General features: G+C 66.6%; 16 protein-coding genes. 13 read left to right on the forward strand and 3 right to left on the reverse strand.

The features are described 5' to 3' along the window. The gene (locus tag AC07TU_RS09840; RefSeq protein WP_495187731.1) at positions 1–630 is read right to left on the reverse strand and encodes a TetR/AcrR family transcriptional regulator; all 630 of its coding nucleotides are present in this window, start codon (positions 628–630) and stop codon (positions 1–3) included. A gap of 86 nt (positions 631–716) precedes the next feature. Here AC07TU_RS09840 and AC07TU_RS09845 point away from each other — a divergent pair, with 86 nt between their 5' ends. The 12 genes from AC07TU_RS09845 (at position 717) to AC07TU_RS09900 (ending at position 13,610) form a co-directional block, all read left to right on the forward strand. Beyond that, positions 717–1,844: an acyl-CoA dehydrogenase family protein gene (locus tag AC07TU_RS09845; RefSeq protein ID WP_495187732.1), complete on the forward strand. Its 1,128-nt coding sequence runs from the start codon at positions 717–719 to the stop codon at positions 1,842–1,844. A 28-nt stretch (positions 1,845–1,872) separates the two neighbouring features. Continuing rightward, a complete protein-coding gene (locus tag AC07TU_RS09850) occupies positions 1,873–2,634 on the forward strand; it encodes an SDR family NAD(P)-dependent oxidoreductase (protein WP_495187733.1) in 762 nt (253 codons plus the stop codon). A gap of 1 nt (position 2,635) precedes the next feature. Beyond that, the gene (locus AC07TU_RS09855; RefSeq protein WP_495187734.1) at positions 2,636–3,430 is read left to right on the forward strand and encodes an enoyl-CoA hydratase/isomerase family protein; all 795 of its coding nucleotides are present in this window, start codon (positions 2,636–2,638) and stop codon (positions 3,428–3,430) included. After that, complete coding sequence (locus AC07TU_RS09860) at positions 3,423–4,586, forward strand: acetyl-CoA C-acetyltransferase (protein WP_495187735.1); 1,164 nt, start codon at positions 3,423–3,425, stop codon at positions 4,584–4,586. Before AC07TU_RS09855 ends, AC07TU_RS09860 begins: the two co-directional genes overlap by 8 nt. Further along, entirely contained in the window at positions 4,586–5,563 is a 978-nt protein-coding gene (locus tag AC07TU_RS09865) for an NAD(P)H-dependent flavin oxidoreductase (RefSeq protein ID WP_495187736.1), read from the forward strand. The genes AC07TU_RS09860 and AC07TU_RS09865 overlap by 1 nt, the downstream gene beginning before the upstream one ends. Beyond that, on the forward strand, positions 5,560–6,336 hold the full coding sequence (locus AC07TU_RS09870; protein ID WP_495187737.1) for an enoyl-CoA hydratase-related protein: 777 nt from the start codon (positions 5,560–5,562) through the stop codon (positions 6,334–6,336). The genes AC07TU_RS09865 and AC07TU_RS09870 overlap by 4 nt, the downstream gene beginning before the upstream one ends. Before the next feature lie 131 nt (positions 6,337–6,467). Next, positions 6,468–7,973, forward strand: coding sequence for a DUF8728 domain-containing protein (locus AC07TU_RS09875; protein ID WP_495187738.1), 1,506 nt, complete (start codon positions 6,468–6,470; stop codon positions 7,971–7,973). A 9-nt stretch (positions 7,974–7,982) separates the two neighbouring features. Then, positions 7,983–9,566: a hypothetical protein gene (locus AC07TU_RS09880; protein WP_495187739.1), complete on the forward strand. Its 1,584-nt coding sequence runs from the start codon at positions 7,983–7,985 to the stop codon at positions 9,564–9,566. Between the two features lie 85 nt (positions 9,567–9,651). Next, positions 9,652–11,148: a UbiA family prenyltransferase gene (locus tag AC07TU_RS09885; protein ID WP_495187740.1), complete on the forward strand. Its 1,497-nt coding sequence runs from the start codon at positions 9,652–9,654 to the stop codon at positions 11,146–11,148. Positions 11,149–11,150: 2 nt separating this feature from the next. Then, positions 11,151–12,461: an FAD-binding oxidoreductase gene (locus tag AC07TU_RS09890; protein ID WP_495187741.1), complete on the forward strand. Its 1,311-nt coding sequence runs from the start codon at positions 11,151–11,153 to the stop codon at positions 12,459–12,461. Further along, on the forward strand, positions 12,458–13,198 hold the full coding sequence (locus AC07TU_RS09895; RefSeq protein WP_495187742.1) for an SDR family NAD(P)-dependent oxidoreductase: 741 nt from the start codon (positions 12,458–12,460) through the stop codon (positions 13,196–13,198). Before AC07TU_RS09890 ends, AC07TU_RS09895 begins: the two co-directional genes overlap by 4 nt. 1 nt (position 13,199) lies before the next feature. After that, the gene (locus AC07TU_RS09900; protein ID WP_495187743.1) at positions 13,200–13,610 is read left to right on the forward strand and encodes a GtrA family protein; all 411 of its coding nucleotides are present in this window, start codon (positions 13,200–13,202) and stop codon (positions 13,608–13,610) included. A 20-nt stretch (positions 13,611–13,630) separates the two neighbouring features. Here AC07TU_RS09900 and AC07TU_RS09905 read toward each other — a convergent pair whose 3' ends face one another. Then, complete coding sequence (locus AC07TU_RS09905) at positions 13,631–14,926, reverse strand: Hsp70 family protein (protein WP_495187744.1); 1,296 nt, start codon at positions 14,924–14,926, stop codon at positions 13,631–13,633. Between the two features lie 231 nt (positions 14,927–15,157). On the opposite strand from AC07TU_RS09905, the gene AC07TU_RS09910 reads away from it, so the two are divergent. Next, positions 15,158–15,502 (forward strand): UrcA family protein, encoded by a 345-nt coding sequence (locus tag AC07TU_RS09910; RefSeq protein ID WP_495187745.1) that lies wholly within the window; start codon positions 15,158–15,160, stop codon positions 15,500–15,502. Between the two features lie 7 nt (positions 15,503–15,509). Here AC07TU_RS09910 and AC07TU_RS09915 read toward each other — a convergent pair whose 3' ends face one another. Continuing rightward, positions 15,510–18,011 (reverse strand): zinc-dependent metalloprotease, encoded by a 2,502-nt coding sequence (locus tag AC07TU_RS09915; RefSeq protein ID WP_495187746.1) that lies wholly within the window; start codon positions 18,009–18,011, stop codon positions 15,510–15,512. Positions 18,012–18,016 lie beyond the last annotated feature (5 nt).

Below are 18,016 nucleotides of genomic sequence, written 5' to 3' on the forward strand. Positions count from 1 at the left end.
TCAGTCGCGCGGCTCGATGCCGGCGCAAAGGATTTCGACCATCTCCGCCGCCAGATCGGCAGCCGGTCGCGCGCCGTCGGGCCGGTGCCAGCGTGCGGGCCAGTTGAGTGCGCCCGCAAAGGTCATTGCGGTGGTGCGCACGTCGCGGATCGAGGCCGATCCGTCCGCCGCCGCCTCGCCGATCATCGCGCGCAGCGCATCGTCGATCTCGCGCTTGAGTGCGCGGAACTTCACGCGCGCCTCGGGCGAGAGCACCTCGTCGCCCGTGCGGATCACGCAGCGTCCGAAATCGCCCATGATCGTTTCGGCATAGCGGCGCAGGAAGGCGCGGAGCCGGTCGAGCCCGGTGCCGGGCGTGGCCTTGGCCAGTTCGGCCGCGTCCTGCAGTTCGTGCAGTCCGATGCGCACGCATTCGAACAGCACCTGATCCTTGTTGCCGAGATGGTGGTAGATCACCGGCTTGGTCACGCCGAGGGTTGCCGCGACATCCTCGAGCGAGGTCGCGTGAAAGCCGCGTTCGTTGAACATCCGCACCGCGGCGAGCAGCAACGCGGCGCGCTTCTCCTGCCGTTCGGTGTCGCTCGTACGCGTCGAGCGAAAGGGGGATGTGATCTCATTCACGCCGCTCATCTTCACACCTGTCATCGATCACCTTGACTCCGGCTGCGGACTCGTACAGCTACTCATCAGTAGCTTTATTCCAATGAGTATAAAAGATGCTACTTGATGAGACCCAGGGAGAAATTCGCGACACCGTTCGTGCTTATGCGCAGGAACGGCTGAAGCCGCTGTCGGCGTCGTTCGAAGCGGAGGGCGGCTATCACGACTGGGTGTTCCGCGAGCTGGCGGAGCTGGGACTGCTCGGGATGACGGCGCCGGAGGCGCTGGGCGGGGCGGGGGCGGACACCGTCACTTACGTCCTCGCGCTGATCGAGATCGCGGCGGCCGACGGTGCGCTCTCGACGATCCTGTCGATCCAGAACAGCCTGATGATCTCAGGCCTGATCCGCTACGGCAGTGAGATTCAGCAAAGGCGTTACCTGCCTTCGCTGATCGACGGATCGATGATCGGTGCGTTCGCGCTGACCGAAACCGATGCCGGGTCGGACGCATCCGCGATCCGGACGCGCGCCGTGCGCGAGACGGGCGGGTGGCGGATCGACGGCGCAAAGCAGTTCATCACATCAGGCCGGATCGGCGGAATCGCGATGATCTTTGCCGTCACCGATCCCGATGCGGGGAAGAAGGGCATCTCCGCCTTCCTCGTCCCCACCGACACGCCCGGCTATGCGGTGGACAAGGTCGAGCACAAGCTGGGTCAGGGCGCGTCGGACACCTGCGCGCTGCGCTTCGATGACATGTTCGTGCCCGATGCCGCGCTGCTGGGCGAGGAGGGAGCCGGCTATCGCATCGCGCTGTCCAACCTCGAAGCCGGCCGGATCGGGATTGCCGCGCAATGCGTCGGCATGGCGCAGGCGGCGCTGGAGATCGCAGTGGGGTACGCGAAGGACCGCAAATCGATGGGCAAGCCGATCATCGAGCATCAGGCGGTCGGTTTCCGTCTCGCCGATCTCGCCTCGCGGCTGGAAGCGGCGCGTCAGCTCGTGCTGCACGCCGCGGCGGTCAAGGACAGCGGCGCGCCATGCCTGACCGAAGCGTCGATGGCGAAGCTGATCGCGTCCGAGACCGCCGAGGCGGTGGTGTCCGGCGCGATCCAGACGCTCGGCGGCTATGGCTATCTCGAGGAATTCGGGGTGGCGAAGATCTATCGCGATGTGCGGGTGTGCCAGATCTACGAGGGCACATCGGACATCCAGCGCATGGTGATTGCCCGCGCGCTGTGACGCCGGGCTTCAAGAACGGGAGAGGGACATGAAGGTTGAGGGATTGGGCGCGATCGTCACGGGCGGCGCATCGGGGCTGGGCGCGGCGACCGCGCGGATGCTGGCCAGGAACGGCGCGAGAGTCGCGATCTTCGACCTGAACGAGGATGCGGGCAATGCGCTGGCCGCGGAGATCGGCGGGGCCTTCTTCAAGGTCAATGTCGCGGACGAAGCCAATGTGATCGCGGCGATGGATGCAGCGCAGGCGGCGCATGGCGTGGCGCGGGTGCTGGTCAACTGTGCGGGCATCGCCACCGCGACGCGCATCGTCGACAAGGAAGGGAACGCCCATTCGCTCGATGCCTATCGCCGGACGATCGAGGTCAATCTGGTCGGCACCTTCAACATGATCTCGAAGTTCGCGGCACGGCTGATCGCGGCGGGGGTAGAAGGCGAGGAAGCCGGCGTCATCGTCAATACCGCCTCGGTCGCCGCCTATGACGGGCAGATCGGGCAGGCGGCCTATGCATCGTCCAAGGGCGGGGTCGTGGGTCTCACCCTGCCCGCCGCGCGCGATCTGGCGCAGCATCGCATCCGCGTCGTCTCGATCGCGCCGGGTATCTTCCTGACGCCGATGCTGATGGGGCTGCCGCCTGCCGCGCAGGAGTCGCTGGGCCAACAGGTGCCGCACCCCAGCCGCCTTGGCCACCCCGATGAATATGCGCAGCTGGTCGAGAGCATCGTCGCCAATCCGATGCTCAATGGCGAGGTGATCCGCCTGGACGGCGCGATCCGCATGGCGCCGCGCTGAGATGGGCGCCGGGGTTCTCGTCGAACGCGAGGGTGCGGTCGCGCGGATCACGCTCAACCGGCCCGACGTCGGCAACGCGATCGACATCCCGATGGCGCGCGCGCTGCTGGAGGCGGCGATCGGGGTGGACGAGGATGATGGCGTGCGCTGTGTCGTGCTGGCTGGTGCGGGGAAGCTGTTCTGCGCGGGCGGCGATGTCGGCGCCTTTGCCGGGGCCGGCGACCAACTGCCCGCCTTCCTCAAGGAGATCACTGCCTATCTCCATACCGCGCTGCTCAGGCTCGCGCGGATGGACAAGCCGCTGGTCACCGCGATCAACGGATCGGTCGCCGGGGCGGGCCTGGGGCTGGCGGTCCTGGGTGACATCGCGCTGGCGAGTCCGAAGGCGAGCTTCACGCTGGCTTATACCGGCCTCGGTCTCTCGCCCGATGCCGGCGCCACTTGGCTGCTGCCGCGCCTGATCGGGATGCGGCAGGCGCAGGAATTGTGCCTGCGCAACCGCCGCGTCGGGGCGGAGGAGGCCGCAGCGCTGGGTCTTGTCACGCGGGTGGTCGATGGCGACCTGCTCGCCGAAGCAATGGGGATCGCGCACGAGCTTGCCGAAGCGGCCACCCCGGCACTCGGTGCCACCCGCCGCCTGTTGCTCGATGGCGCCGCCGTCAGTTTCGACACGCAGCTCGATGCCGAAGCGCGCAGCATCGCCGCGCTCTCTCGCACGCCCGAAGGGAAGGAAGGCGTCGCCGCCTTCGCCGCCAAACGTGCCCCCGATTTCACCGGAGTTCGCTCACATGCCTGAAGCCTATATCGTTGAATCGCTCCGGACCGCGGGCGGCCGCGCGCGCAAGGGCGCGCTGGTGGGGGTTCACCCCGCCGACCTCGGGGCCACCATCCTCGATGCACTGGTCGATCGCACCGGAGTCGATCCCGCCGCGATCGACGACGTGATCGTCGGCTGCGTGACGCAGGCGGGCGAGCAGGCCTTCGCCTTCGGACGCAACCTCGTCCTCGCCTCGAAACTGCCCGACAGCGTGCCTGCCGTGACGATCGATCGCCAGTGCGGCTCCTCGCAACAGGCGCTGCATTTCGCGGCACAGGCGGTGATGTCGGGCACGCAGGATCTGGTGATCGCGGCGGGCGCTGAAAGCATGACGCGGGTGCCGATGGGCTCCAACTTCACGCTCCACCAGCAGTCCGGGATTGGCGAAGGCCCGTGGCCGCAGAGCATCCGTGAACGCTATGGCGTGTCGGCGTTCAGCCAGTTCGCCGGGGCGCAGATGATCGCCGACAAGCATGGCTTCAGCCGCGAGGCGATGGACCAGTTCGCGCTGGACAGCCACCGCAAGGCCGCCGCTGCGATCGAAAGCGGCGCGTTCAAGGCCGAAATCGTGCCGGTCCAGACCGCGGACGGCCCGTTCGTGCAGGACGAGGGCGTGCGCTTCGACGCTTCCGCAGAGGGTATGGCGTCGGTCAAGACGCTTACCGAAGGCGGCACGATCACCGCTGCCAACGCCAGCCAGATGACCGACGGCGCGTCGGGCGCGCTGGTTGCGAGCGCCGAGGCGGTGAAGCGCTTCGGCCTCTCGCCCATAGCGCGGATCGTCAACCTGACGGTTACCGCGGGCGATCCCGTCATCATGCTCGAGGAGCCGATCCGCGCCACGCAGCGCGCGCTCGAACGCTCGGGTATCAAGCTCGACGAGATCGATCTGTTCGAGGTGAACGAAGCCTTCGCATCGGTACCGATGGCGTGGCTCAAGGTTCTGGGCGCCGACCCGGCGAAGCTCAACGTCAATGGCGGCGCGATCGCGCTCGGCCATCCGCTGGGCGGGACGGGGACCAAGCTGATGGCGACGCTGATTCACGCGCTGCGGGCGCGGGGCGGGCGCTATGGCCTGCAGACGATGTGCGAGGGCGGCGGGATCGCCAATGTCACGATCGTGGAGCGGTTGTAATGGCGATCCGGACGCGTTTCACCGAACTCGTCGGGATCGAGTATCCGATCGTCCAGGGCGGAATGATGTGGGTCGGCCGCGCCGAACTGGCTGCGGCGGTTTCCAATGCCGGCGGGCTCGGCATCCTCACTGCGCTGACCCAGCCGACGCCCGGCGATCTGCGGCGCGAGATCGACCGGTGCCGGGCGATGACCGACAAACCGTTCGGGGTGAACCTCACCATTCTCCCCTCGGTCTCGCCACCGCCCTATGCGGAATATCGCCGCGCGATCATCGAGAGCGGGGTCACGATCGTCGAGACGGCGGGACATAATCCGCAGGAGCATGTTGCCGATTTCAAGGCGCACGGCATCACCGTGATCCACAAATGCACCGCGGTGCGCCACGCACTGTCGGCGGAGCGGATGGGGGTCGATGTCATCTCGATCGACGGGTTCGAATGCGCCGGACACCCGGGGGAGGATGATATCCCCGGTCTGGTGCTGATCCCCGCCGCTGCCGACAAGGTGAAGATCCCGATGATCGCCAGCGGCGGTTTCGGTGACGGGCGGGGCCTGGTGGCGGCACTCGCGCTCGGTGCCGAGGGGATTAACATGGGCACGCGCTTCTGCGCCACCAGAGAAGCGCCGATCCATGATGCGGTGAAGCAGTTCCTGGTTGCCAATGACGAGCGGGCGACCAACCTCATCTTCCGCAAGTTCCGCAACACCGGCCGTGTCGCGCGCAACAGCATTTCGGACAAGGTGGTCGAGATCGCGGCGCAGCCCGACGCGGTGTTCGAGGATGTCCGTGCGCTGGTCGGCGGCGCCCATGGCCGCCGCGCGCTGGAGACGGGCGATCTCGACGCCGGGCTGATCTGGGCGGGGCAGGTGCAGGGGCTGATCCACGACATCCCGAGCTGCGCCGAGCTGATCGGGCGTATCGTCGCCGATGCCGAAGCGATCATCGAACAGCGCCTCGCGCGGATTGCCGCATGAGCTACGGAACGATCCGCGTCGAGCAGCGCGGCCGGGTGACGATCATCACTATCGACCGCCAGCCCCAGCGCAACGCGCTCGACAAAGAGGCGCAGGATGAGTTGCAGCACGCCTTCGACGCCTTCGCCGCGGACGAGGATCAATGGGTCGCGATCCTGACCGGGGCAGGGGACATCTTCTCCGCGGGCCACGACCTGCGCACGCCCGCGCCCGATGGGCCGCAAGGACTGCCACGGAACGGCTTCGGCGGGATCACTGCGCGCTTCGATCTCGACAAGCCGGTGATCGCCGCGGTCAATGGACCGGCGGTCGGCGGCGGGTTCGAAATGGTGCTGGCCTGCGACATCGTGATCGCCGCGGAACGCGCGAGCTTTGCCTTGCCGGAAGTAAGGGTGGGGCTCACCGCGCTTGCGGGCGGCATTCTCCGGTTGCCGAGGCTGATCGGGCAGCAGCGCGCGCTGGGAATGATGCTCACCGGCCGGCGCGTGAGCGCGGCGGAAGGGCACGCACTGGGCTTCGTCACCGAGGTTGCGCCCGATGGCGCCGCGCTTGAGACTGCGCTGCGCTGGGCGGACGAACTGCTCGCCGCCGCCCCGCTCGCGGTGCGCGCGACCAAGCGCGTCGCGCTCGACTATGCAACTACATCGCTCTCGGACGCGATGAACCCGCAATGGGATCTGCCACAGGTGCGCCGCGCCCAGACTTCGCACGACGCGATCGAGGGGCCGCGCGCATTCGTCGAGCGCCGCGCGCCGGAGTGGACCGGCCATTGACCGGCATCGACGCGGGCCTCCATGGGCCAGCCGCTTGAATCTTTAATCTTCGGGTAACCATCCTTCGCCATTGTCGATGAAGCGAAACGGGGGCGGGCTTCGTCGGTCCGGCATTTGGAAGCGGTCTATCAATGACAGGTCTTGGACTCGCCCCTGCGCCTGCAGGGTTCAGCGGCAGAACGTTTCTTCGCGCGGGATCTGCCTGGGACTGGACCTGCGTTGCGCCGCTGCTGATCCTGACGGTCCTGTTGTTCGTCCGGCCGAGCTTCCCGCTCGATGACGCCTATATCACGCTTCACAATGCGCGCACGCTCCTCGCCGGGGGTGCGGATCCGGTCTATGCCGGCTCGACCGCACTGACGGGCGCGACCAGCGCAGTACACCTCGTCCTGATCGCGATCCTCGGATTGGTGATGCCGCTCGAGCTTGCGTCCAAGCTCGTCACGCTCGCGGCGATCCTGCTCTATGCAGCCGGCCTGGTCGTGTTGCTGCGCCGCCTGCAATGTCCGCCGGTCGCGCGCGCGGTGCTGCTCGTTACCGGCCTGATGGTGGGCTATATGCCCTATCATCTGCTCAACGGCTTGGAGAGCGGGCTGGCGGTTGCGGTGATCGTCTGGGGGTTCGTGCTGATCGACAGCAAGTGGCTGCCGCTGCTCTGCGGGACGATGCCCTTCGTACGCCCGGAACTCGCCTTTCTTGCCGCGCCGCTGTTCTTCTATCGCTGTTGGCTGGATCGGCGCGATCTGCGCCGGCTGGTCTTCAACGGAGCGCTCGCGCTGGCTGCAGCGTCGCCATGGCTGATCCTCTACACCGTCTATACCGGCTGGCCGATTCCCAATACCGGCGGCGCCAAGGCGGCCTTCTTCACCGAAGCGGCGCTCGACTGGCGCGCGCGGTGGGAAATCCTGCTGTGGGCCGTCATCTCGGGCCTCTTCGGTCCGCTCTGGCTGTCGATACCGGTGCTCGCCCGCCGGCCCGCAGGACTCTGCGCGCTCGTCTTCCTGATTTGCTGGCTCGGACTGACCGCGTTCGTCTTTCCGGGCGGGCTCCATCACAACTGGTTCCGCTATGTGAGCATGGTCCTGCCCGCTTTGCTGCTTGGCTGGGGACTCGTCTTTGCGCGCAAGTCGGCCTGGCACCTGCCGATGCTCGTGCTGCTGCTGGGCTGGACCCTTGTCACCGGCGCGACCGGCGTGCGAACCTATCTTGATCGGTCGCATGCCGAGGCGCTCGACCGCGCCGCGCAGTTCATCGGTGCGAAGCTGCCGCGCGACTCTGTCATCCTGGTTCACGACGCGGGGTATCTCGCCTGGGCCTTGCCCGATCGCCGGCTGGTCGATGTGGTGGGCCTCAAGAGCGCGGCGAGCATGGCGTGGCATCGTCGCTACACCGCACAGACCGGGAATCGCGATGTGGCGCTGAACGGGATCGCGACCGGCGCGAAGGCGCAATATCTTGTCGCGCTGGTCGATCCTCCGCGCTTCTGGGGCGAGATGCCGGCGGCGCTGGAGCGGTCCGGCTGGACGGTGAAGCCCCTCTCGCCGGTCAAAGACTATGAGTATGTGGTGTACAGCATCGATCCGCCGGGGCGGAGCGTGCCGGACAATGGGAACGCTGCGCCGCAGCGCGCGCGATAGGGGCTATCGATGTACGCTTCGCACGACACCCGCCAGCCATCTGCGACCGGCACGCAATCCGCGCAGGCGCGCGTGGAGCCTTCCGGCACTGCGGCGCTGCCGCTGTGGTTGTACCTGATCTTCTGCGCGCTCAGCGTCGTTCCGTTCATCGCCGTCGCGAATCCGCCGATCGTCGATTTTCCGAACCACGCGGCCCGGCTGAGCCTGCAATGCGCGATGGGCGATCCTGTCGTCAGCGCAATGTACACCTTCAAGCTGGGCCTCATTCCCAATCTGGCGGTCGATCTGATCAACGCGCCCTTGTGCGGGATCGCTGCACCCGCGCTGGTGCTGAAGGGGACGATCGTCGCGGCACTGGCGATCCTCTACTGCGCGTGCTGGCAGATCCAGCGCCGCCTCTACGGGGCCGCGAACCCGTTCCTCCTGTTCGTGCCCGCGGTGAGCCTGAACGTGGTCACCACGATCGGCTACATCAATTTCCTGTCCGGTGTCGCGATCGCGGCGGCAATGATCGCGTTTGCGCTCGCGCGGCCCCGGATGCGGTCTCTTGTGCTGATCGGCAATGCGGGCGGTATGCTGCTCTTTTTCGCGCATATCTTTGCGCTGGCCTTTGCGGTCGTCTTCTTCTTCGGCTGGTTCCTGAAATGGCCGCTGCGGCTGCGCGGCGTGGTCGAGGCCGGGCTGCGGACGCTCGCGATGTTCGCGGTGCCGCTTGCATTGATTCCGTTCGTGCCCAGCGAGAGCGCCGAACTTTCGATCAGCTATTTCGCCAAGCTCAGGGCATTGTTCGCGCCGTTCCTCGTTCATTCGGGCGCGCAGGCGATCCTGATCCCTGTGGCGCTGATCGTGCCCTTCTATCTTCTGTGGCGGCACGGCCGGGTCGCGCTGCATCCCCGGATGCGACTGCCGCTGCTGATGGTCGCGATCTACATTGCGATCGTCCCGTCTCAGTTGCAGGACGCGGTCGATATCGATTCCCGGACGTCGGTCGCGCTGGCCTATCTGCTGTTCGCTTCGCTGGCGCCGGCGGGCGTCGGGCGGCCGGTCGCAAAGCTGCTTTCGCTGCTGGCGGCGGTCCCGCTGGTTGCGCACCTGGTCACCGTGGTGACGGTGTGGGCGCCGTTCAGCCGGCAAGTGGACGAATTCCGCGGGGCGATCGCGATGCTGCCTGCGCATGCCACGATCCTCAGCGTTGGTACCGGGGAGGGCGAGCCTCGCACCGATACCGCGCCGCCGGTGGCGTACAGCCATCTCGCCAGCTACGCGACCGCCGACCGGCGGGTCTTCAACCCGCTGGAGTTCACCGGGATCGGTATGCAGCCGCTGCGGGCAACGGCGCGCTTCGCAAGCTATGACGTGCCGGCGTCGATGCCGTTGCCCGTCGAAGCGGCGGCCGCGCTCAAATTGCCCGACGCGCTGACCCGTTATCCGGTGCTGTCCAAACAGGTCAGCTATGCGCATCTTTGGCCCGAGCGGTTCGATTACGTGATCTATTATCATTTCGGGACCAATCCGAACTTCGATCCCCAGGCGCTGCGCATGGTCAGGCAGGGCAGCTTCTTCTCGCTGCTGGAGGTCAGGCGCCCGCACTAGAAAAGCAGCCGGATCGGGGCAGGTTTAGCGTTTCATTAACCACAGCCGTGGGATTGCCTTCTGAGCTTGATGAGGGGGCTGAACGGTGAGCGTTGCAACTGCAATTCGGCCAGAGGAAGCCGGGGAGGTCCCGGCTTCGGAAATCCGGGGTTTCTATCCGCTGGTCCTCGACCTCGACGGGACGCTTCTTCGTACCGACCTGCTTCTTGAGTGTGCGCTGCAATTTGTGCGCACGCGCCCGTTGCGGGTCTTCCTGCTCGTCTGGTGGGCGCTCCACGGCATCGCCTGTTTGAAGCAACGGCTCGCCGAGCGCGCCGAACTCGCCATCGATCTGCTCCCGGTGAACGAAGCGCTCGTCGCCTATGCCCAGACAGCGGCCGACAACGGGCGCGAAGTCATCATCGCGACCGCAGCGAACGAAATTCTCGCACAGCATGTGTGCAACCGCTTCGGCTTTGCGCGCGAGGCGCTGGCATCAACTGCCGAGCTGAATCTCAAGGGCCGGCGGAAGGCCGAGGCACTGATGCAACGGTATCCGGACGGGTTCGTCTATGCGGGCGACGCCGCGGCGGATCTGCATGTCTGGCGCGCTGCCCGCTTTGCGATCTTTGCCGGGGACGACGCCGGTGTCTTCAAGCGGGTCAAGGCGCTGGTTCCGGTCGAGGCGCATTTCAGGCGCGAGCGCGCCGGTCTGTTCGACTGGATGAAGGCGCTCCGCGTCCACCAATGGGCAAAGAACGGACTGATCTTCCTGCCGATGCTGCTGGCCGGCGTGCTGCTCGATCTCAACGCCTGGCTGGCCTGCACGCTGGGCTTCATCGCGATGGGGATCACCGCTTCGGCGACCTATCTCCTCAACGACCTGATGGATCTGCAGGAGGATCGCCGGCATTGGAGCAAGCGCAACCGTGCGCTCGCCTCCGGCAAGATCGGTATTCCTGCCGCGACACTGGCCTCGATCGTCCTCCTGGGAGCAGGCCTTGGCCTCGCCATGCTGGCGGGGGGATCCCCTACGCTGGGCCTTGTCCTGCTCTATTGCGCCGCCACGCTGACCTATTCGCTCTATCTCAAGCGGGTGCCGCTGCTCGACGTCACCGTGCTTGCCGGGCTCTTCACGCTGCGACTGGCGGTCGGCGCGGTGATCGTCGATGTCCGGCTTTCGGCGTGGCTGATGGTGTTCTCGATGTTTCTGTTCTTCTCGCTGGCGCTTGCCAAGCGCTCGATCGAGCTCACCCGGACGATCAGCCGGGGGTCGGCGATCACGGCGATGCACGGCCGGGGCTATGTTCCGGCGGATGCGCCGTTCGTCTCGACGCTCGGCGTGTCCTCGGCACTAACCGCGGTCGCGATCATGGTCCTCTACCTGATCCACGAAGCCTTCCCGAGTGCGCTCTATGGCCATCCCGAACTGCTCTGGGCCGCGCCGGTGCTGATCGGGCTATGGCTCGGCCGGATCTGGCTGCTCTGCACGCGTGGTCAACTCAACGACGACCCCGTGCAGTTCACGGTGCATGACCGGGTCAGCATCCTTCTCGGTGCCGGCGTGCTGTGCAGCTTTGCCGGCGCGGCCCTGTTGCGGTGAGCATGGCGTTCCACCGCGATAGCGGGGTTTCGTCATGGAGCCGTGTCGGGAAGCGCGAACAGCAGGTCGCCCGGCCGCGTTTCGCGGCGGAGCTGGCGGCGTGGAACCGGAGCAGCCGCGACACGCGCCTCGCGATCGGCAACGGCCGTTCCTACAGCGATGTCGGGCTTTGCGATCAGGGCAATCTGATCGCGATGGGCGGCCTCGACCGTTTTCGCAGCTTCGATCCCGATACCGGAATCCTGGTCGCCGAGGCCGGGGTGATGCTGGACGCGATCCTGGAGGCGTTCGTTCCGCGCGGCTTCTTCCTGCCGGTCACGCCCGGCACGCGGTTCGTGACGCTGGGCGGCGCGGTCGCGAATGATGTCCACGGCAAGAACCATCATCGTGCGGGTACCTTTGGCCGTCACGTTCGCAGCATCGTGCTCGAGCGATCGGATCAGGGCTGCATGCGTGTTTCGCCGGACGAGAATCCGCAGCTCTTTGCCGCGACGATCGGCGGGCTGGGGCTGACCGGTATCATCGTCGAGGTCGAGCTTCAGCTTCAGCGGATCGCTTCGTCCCAGCTGGACGTCGAGACCATCGCCTGCGCCGACCTGGATGCACTGTGCGACACGCTGGAGCAGAGCGAAGCCGGTTTCGAGCACAGCGTCGCCTGGATCGATTGCACCGCGCGCAACGGCCGTGGCATCGTCAGCCGCGCCAACTGGACCGAGACGGGACCGCTTTCCGTTCACGCGCCGCCGGGGCGTTCGGTGCCCGGGATCGATTTGCCGACGCCACTCAATCCGCTGACGCTCAAGCTGTTTAACAGCGTCTATTTCGCGATGGGGCGCATGCGGGCGGGCCGCGCACAGGTCCATTATGCGCCGTTCTTCTATCCGCTGGATGCCATCCTCAACTGGAACCGGCTCTACGGAAAGCAGGGGTTTTTCCAGTATCAGTGCGTGATCCCGGCGGCGGCCGGACGGGCGCCGCTGGCGGCCCTGCTCGCGGAGATCGCTGCGACGGGCGAGGGGTCGCTGCTTGCGGTGCTCAAGACGTTCGGCGACGTCCCGAGCCCCGGCATGCTGTCCTTCCCGATGAAGGGGCTGACGCTGGCGCTCGACTTCCGCAATCGGGGTGCGGCGACCCTGGCGCTGTTCGACCGGCTCGACCGCATCGTCCTCGAAGCGGGCGGGCGGCTCTATCCGGCCAAGGATCTGCGTATGCCGGCGGAGATGTTCCGGGCAGGCTATCCCCAATCGAAACAATTTGAAGCGATGATCGACCCGTGCTGTCGATCCGACTTCTGGACGCGAGTGACACAATGACGAAGCGGATTCTTGTTCTGGGTGCCACTTCCGAGATCGCGGAGGCGACGGCGCGGCTCTATGCAGCGGAGGGTGCACGCTTCGTTCTTGTGGCGCGCGATCCCGCGCGGCTTACCGACATTGCCGCCGATCTTCGCGCGCGCGGCGCCAGCCTGGCGGAGGTCGATGCGGTCGATCTTGCCACGGCGGATGCGGAGGCATGCACGCGGCGGTGGATCGGCATCCTGGGCGGCCTGGATCTGGTCCTGCTCGCTTATGGCGTTCTGGGCGACCAGCGGACCGCGGAGGCCGACCTTTCGCAGGCGGCGGCGATGATCGACACCAACTTCCGTTCGGCCAGCCTGTGGTGCCTCGCTACGGCTCGCCATCTGGAAGCAGCCGGGAGCGGAACGCTGGTAGTGATCGGATCGGTCGCGGGGGATCGTGGCCGTCAGTCCAACTATCTCTATGGCGCGACCAAGGCGGGTCTGGCGGCGCTGGTCGAAGGGATTGCCCACCGGCTCGCACCCACGGGCGCGCGGGCGGTGCTGATCAAGCCGGGCTTCGTCGACACTGCCATGACCGCGCATATCGAGCCCAAGGGCGCGTTGTGGAGCTCACCGGTGAAGATCGCGGCACGGATCCGCAAGGCAGCGGAAGGGAAGGGGACGATCGTCTACGCGCCTGGCTATTGGCGTCTGATCATGACGATCGTCCGGTCGGTGCCGACGCCGATCTTCCATCGCACGAAGCTCTGATATGGCGTTCGCGGCGCCCGCGATCGATCGCATACCGGTCTTCGTCCGGTTCCTCGCCTGCGGGGGCATCGCAGCCCTGGCGAATTGGGGATCGCGTTTTCTGTGGAGCATGATCCTGCCGTTCAGCCTGGCGGTGGTCGCTGCCTATGGCGTCGGCATGATCGTGGCGTTCTACCTGTTCCGCGCCTTCGTCTTCGATTCAGCACGGCCGATCGGCGGGCAAGCGCGGGACTTCTGCTTGGTCAACCTGTTCGGGATGGCAGCGACGGTCTGCGTCGCCTGGCTGCTGGTCGAAATACTGTTCCCCGCTATCGGCATGACCTTTCACGCCGAAGCGATCGGGCATGCGATCGCGATCGCGACCCCTGTCGCGACAAGCTGGGTCGGCCATCGCATCATCACCTTCCGCTGAGCCGTTTCAGGCTGACGGGGTCATGCGACCCATTGGCTGAGATCGTCCTGCTCGCCGACCAGCGCCAGCCCGTGCGCGATTGAGGTCAACTCGCCGCCCGTGGCGATCCGCTCGGTGCCGAAGCGGCGTTCGAACAGCGCGCGGATCGCCGGGATCAGTGATGATCCGCCGGTCAGGAAGACGCGGTCGATCCCTTCGACCGGTGTCTCGGCCTGGACAAGTGCGAGATCGAGCGCGGCTTCGATCCGGCGGAGGTCCTCGGCGATCCATCGCTCGAAGTCGGCACGGCGCACCGGTTCGGCGATCGTCACGCCGCCGCCTTCGAAACGGAACTGCGCCTCGGTCTCGCTCGACAAGGCGCGCTTGAGCTTGCCCACTGCGTCGTAGAGCGGAAATCCTTGCTCATGTTCGATCAGCGCGATCATCCGGCCGATCGGTTCGGGATCGATCGCGTCGCGCTGAAGCCGGCGCAGCTCTTCAAGCGTGCGGCGGTTGCGCATCAGCGCGAGCCGCGACCAGTCGGCGAATTCGGTGAAATAGCCACCCGGGATCGGCAGCAGCTTGCCGAAGGAACGGTAGTTTCCGCCCTTGCCGAGCAGCGGGAGCACGAGATGATCGACGATACGCTGGTCAAACCGGTCGCCGGCGATGCCGATGCCGGCCGAACCCAGCGGTTCGCAGCGGCGCGCGGCCCCCGGTTCGGCGACGCGAACGATCGAGAAGTCCGTGGTGCCGCCGCCGAAGTCCGCGACGAGGATGGTGGCCGGTTCGGTCAGTTGCGATGCATAGCTATAGGCGGCACCGAGCGGCTCGTAGACATAGTGAAGCTCGATCCCGAACCCGTCGAGCATCGCGTCGTAGCGTTGGCGGGCGAGGGCGGGATCGGGACGTGCGCCGGCATATTCCACCGGACGGCCGACGATCACACGGCTCGGGCGATCGTCGAGCGCGCCGTTGGCATGGGTGACCAGTTTGGCGAGGAACTTCTGGCCCAGATCCTCGAACCGGAAGGGCTTGCCGAAGATCTGTGCGCGCTCGAACAGCGGGCTGGCCGCGACGCTCTTGAATGACTGGACGAAACGGCTGTCGAGCGGCGACTGGAGGAATTCCTCGATTGCCCAGGGGCCTGCCTCGTGTGCGATCCCGTTCCAGCCGCGTTCTTCTTCCCAGAAGCAGAGCGCGGTGCGGAACACCGCGCCGGCATCGCCCGCAAACTCGACCAGCCGGGAATCGCCCCGGCCATCGGCCAATGCGACGACCGTGTTGGTCGTGCCGAAATCGAGCCCGAGCGCGCTCGGGCGGGTGGCGCTGTCCACGCGCTTCTCCTGTTCTGGTTCGGAGGCTCGACGGCACCGCGGCAATGCGCGAATCACGCCAAGCGGCGGTCCACCTAGCTGAAATTGCCGGCGGTCCCTACGAGAATCCGCCGCCGTTCGTTGACGGAATACGACTGACGAGGGCGCGGCGGTCGATGCCTTGGAATCGCGCCGCGCATGGTCCATCTATCGGTGGCCGCCCGCCAGAGGCGGAGCAGGAAAGGAACGAGGATGCTTAGATGGATGGCAGCGCCGGCGATCGTCGGCGCCTTGGGATGTGCGCTGACGCCTGCCGTGGCGCGTACCAACATGCTCGGAACGGAGATGACGGTGACCGGCGCGATGCGCGGGATCACCCGAACGCAGACCGTTTCACTCGCCGATCTCGACCTTCGCCGCGATCCCCATGTCGCGCGCGCCGAAAGCCGCCTCCGCTTCGCTTCGAAGCAGGTTTGCGACACGAGCACGACGCAGGATCTGTATCAGAAGCGCGACTATCGTCTCTGCTTCGATCAGGCGCTGACCAGCGCCCGCGGCGAACTTGATCGCCACGTGGCGCTGGTGCGGGGCACCTGACAAGGGCTTAGCCGAGCGGCGGCCCCGGGGGCATCGGGAAGCGCGAGCGCGGCCCCTTGCCCCATTCGGGCGCCAGCTTCTTGGGTGCGTGCGCGGCCGGGTCCTCCAGATAGCCGGCGATGCGCTTCGCACTCTGGCGGTAGAAGGCTGCAGTCACCGGATCGGCATCGCTGCGGCGGCCGATGCTGGTGCTCAGGCCTGACAGGGTTTCGAGGATGAACGCGCGCGCTTCGGGCGACGCGGCTTCGTCGGCGCCCAGCATCATCATCGCATCGAGCAACACGCCTTGGCTCACCCGGCGCAGCGCCCGGGCGGAGACGCCGCCGTCGCGCGGCGCGTTCCAGGTCCGTGCAAGCGCCGCATCGACCATCTGCGGCAGTGTCAGCGTGTCCGGCTTGCGGGCCTCGAGTGCGAGCATCCGGTTGGCGCGCGCGGCGTCGAACATCGGTTCGAACACCAAAGCGGCAAGGATACGCGCGGCCTTGAGCTGATCGAAGGTCGCGTCGCTCGACAGATCCTCAAGATTGTCGCCAGGATCGGGTGTCAGTTGCGCGAGCAGGCTTTCGGGCAGTTCCAGACTGGCGGGTTCGATCGCGTCGAGCAGCAGACCGAGCACGTCGCGCTGCATATTGGCGGGGATGAATTCGGTCGGCGCAATCGTGTCGCCCTTGACGACGATGTTCTGATACTGGCCGCCGACATATTTGAGCGCGCTTTCGATCGCGTAGCGATGGTGGAGATAGGCCATCCACAGCCGCGCGTCGCGCAGTGCGCCCACCGGCTCGCCGGGCGTCAATGCGGTCTGGCCGTAACCCGCCAGCATGATCCGGCGCGCCGCCATCGCCTCACGCATATTCTCGCCCGGCGTGGCGCGGTCGTCATACCAGGTCCAGCGCGGATCGGTGTCGGGGACATAGAGCAGTCCCTGCGCGCGCATGTCGGCGATCACGCCGTCGAGGCTCGCCTTCTCCGCCGCGGGAGCGAAGGGCGTATAGGCATAGCGCACCATCATCGTGTCATAGGCGCCGATCGCTTTCATGAAGCTCTCGGACAGGTCGAGCTTGCCGTCCTTCACCTTCACCCGTGGGGTGGGATACTCCATCACCGACCCGCGATCGTTGAGGCTCGACGCGAAGTTGTGGCCGAAGCCCAGCGAGTGGCCATATTCGTGCGCCATCAGCAGCGCCTGACGCAGCAACGCCATGTCGCGCTGTCCCGCCGGCATGTTCGCGAACGCGCCTTCGGTCAGCAGGCCGGGATCGGCCATCGTCACGCCTCCGCCGTCGCCAGGCAGCCCTGCCTGATAGGCGTCCCAGTAATTGCCGATGGTGCGGATACGGTGCGTGTCCATCCGCACCTTGGCGCCCAGGATTTCGCCCGTGCGCGGATCGCGATAGGTTCCGCCCGACGAAAAGCCGCGCTCGTCGCGATTGATCCACAGGATATAGGCGTAGCGGATATCCATCGGGTCCATGTCGATCGGGGCGTCGATCGCCTCGATCGCGTTGCTGAACCCGGCTGCTTCGAACGACTTGTTCCACCAGAGCAGGCCCTGCTTCATCGCCGTGCGGATCGGCGCCGGGATTGCCGGGTCGAAATAGACGCGGATCGGCTTGACCGGATCGCTCATCGCGGCGCCGGGGTTCTTCTTCTCGAGCCGCCAGCGGGTGATCCAGGCGGTCTCGGTGCGGTCGCTGAACGGCTTGGAGTAATCGCGGAAGCGCAACTCGCTCACCCCGATACGCGGATCCGCTGCACGGGGGGCGTAGCCGGTCGGAGGGCGGAGAAAGCTGTGGCGGACCCGCATCGTCAGCGCGCGGGCGTCGGGCGCGACGTTGCGCACCAGTGCGCCCGGCGTATCGGCGGCGAAGGTGAGGATCGTCTCGACCTCGCTATTCTCGGGAAACGCCTTGATCCGCGGCGCGTAAAAGGTGCTGCGCGCGGGATCGAGCTTGAAGCTGCCCTGATTGGCGCGGCGCAGCGTCCCCTCGATATTTGCGGCATCGCGCATGAACAGCGCGGTCGCATCGACCGTCACCTTGCCGCCCGCGCTCGATTCGATCGGCAGGCTGGCGAGGATTGAGGTGGGGAAGGAGTCGGCGACGCCCTGCGCATGCGCCGCATCGCCGCGGGTCGAACGATAGCTTGTGTTGGTCTCCACGACGAGCACACGGTTGCCGGCGCGCTGGAAACGGATGACGGCGCTTTCCATCACGCCGCGATCGAACGGCAATTCCACCGATCCGCCGCCGGTCGCCGCCGAGACGTAGTACAGGACGTCGGTGTCGAAAGCGGGCACCTGAAGCAGCAGCTTGCCGCGCGCCGTGTCCCATGTCACCGGAATGTAGCCGTCTGCCGGCGCAAGTGCGGTGGCCTGAACCGGCGCGGCGTGAAGCGAGTGCGGAAGCAGCATCCCTGCCGCAGCCGCCAGCGAGATGGCGGCGACGCCCAGCAGCGTCCGCGCCCGTGAACGCCGCAGGACTGGCCTGCGCGAATCGATCTTGGTCATCACTT

The organism is Sphingomonas sp. GW821-FHT03E12, assembly GCF_059420685.1.

What these genes read in the sequence shown, in the direction of transcription:
- AC07TU_RS09915 (WP_495187746.1), bottom strand. Translation starts at nt 18,011, where the DNA reads ATGACCAAGATCGATTCGCGCAGGCCAGTCCTGCGGCGTTCACGGGCG.
- AC07TU_RS09900 (WP_495187743.1), top strand. Translation starts at nt 13,200, where the DNA reads ATGGCGTTCGCGGCGCCCGCGATCGATCGCATACCGGTCTTCGTCCGG.
- AC07TU_RS09870 (WP_495187737.1), top strand. Translation starts at nt 5,560, where the DNA reads ATGAGCTACGGAACGATCCGCGTCGAGCAGCGCGGCCGGGTGACGATC.
- AC07TU_RS09860 (WP_495187735.1), top strand. Translation starts at nt 3,423, where the DNA reads ATGCCTGAAGCCTATATCGTTGAATCGCTCCGGACCGCGGGCGGCCGC.
- AC07TU_RS09875 (WP_495187738.1), top strand. Translation starts at nt 6,468, where the DNA reads ATGACAGGTCTTGGACTCGCCCCTGCGCCTGCAGGGTTCAGCGGCAGA.
- AC07TU_RS09845 (WP_495187732.1), top strand. Translation starts at nt 717, where the DNA reads ATGCTACTTGATGAGACCCAGGGAGAAATTCGCGACACCGTTCGTGCT.
- AC07TU_RS09840 (WP_495187731.1), bottom strand. Translation starts at nt 630, where the DNA reads ATGAGCGGCGTGAATGAGATCACATCCCCCTTTCGCTCGACGCGTACG.
- AC07TU_RS09880 (WP_495187739.1), top strand. Translation starts at nt 7,983, where the DNA reads ATGTACGCTTCGCACGACACCCGCCAGCCATCTGCGACCGGCACGCAA.
- AC07TU_RS09855 (WP_495187734.1), top strand. Translation starts at nt 2,636, where the DNA reads ATGGGCGCCGGGGTTCTCGTCGAACGCGAGGGTGCGGTCGCGCGGATC.
- AC07TU_RS09890 (WP_495187741.1), top strand. Translation starts at nt 11,151, where the DNA reads ATGGCGTTCCACCGCGATAGCGGGGTTTCGTCATGGAGCCGTGTCGGG.
- AC07TU_RS09895 (WP_495187742.1), top strand. Translation starts at nt 12,458, where the DNA reads ATGACGAAGCGGATTCTTGTTCTGGGTGCCACTTCCGAGATCGCGGAG.
- AC07TU_RS09865 (WP_495187736.1), top strand. Translation starts at nt 4,586, where the DNA reads ATGGCGATCCGGACGCGTTTCACCGAACTCGTCGGGATCGAGTATCCG.
- AC07TU_RS09850 (WP_495187733.1), top strand. Translation starts at nt 1,873, where the DNA reads ATGAAGGTTGAGGGATTGGGCGCGATCGTCACGGGCGGCGCATCGGGG.
- AC07TU_RS09910 (WP_495187745.1), top strand. Translation starts at nt 15,158, where the DNA reads ATGCTTAGATGGATGGCAGCGCCGGCGATCGTCGGCGCCTTGGGATGT.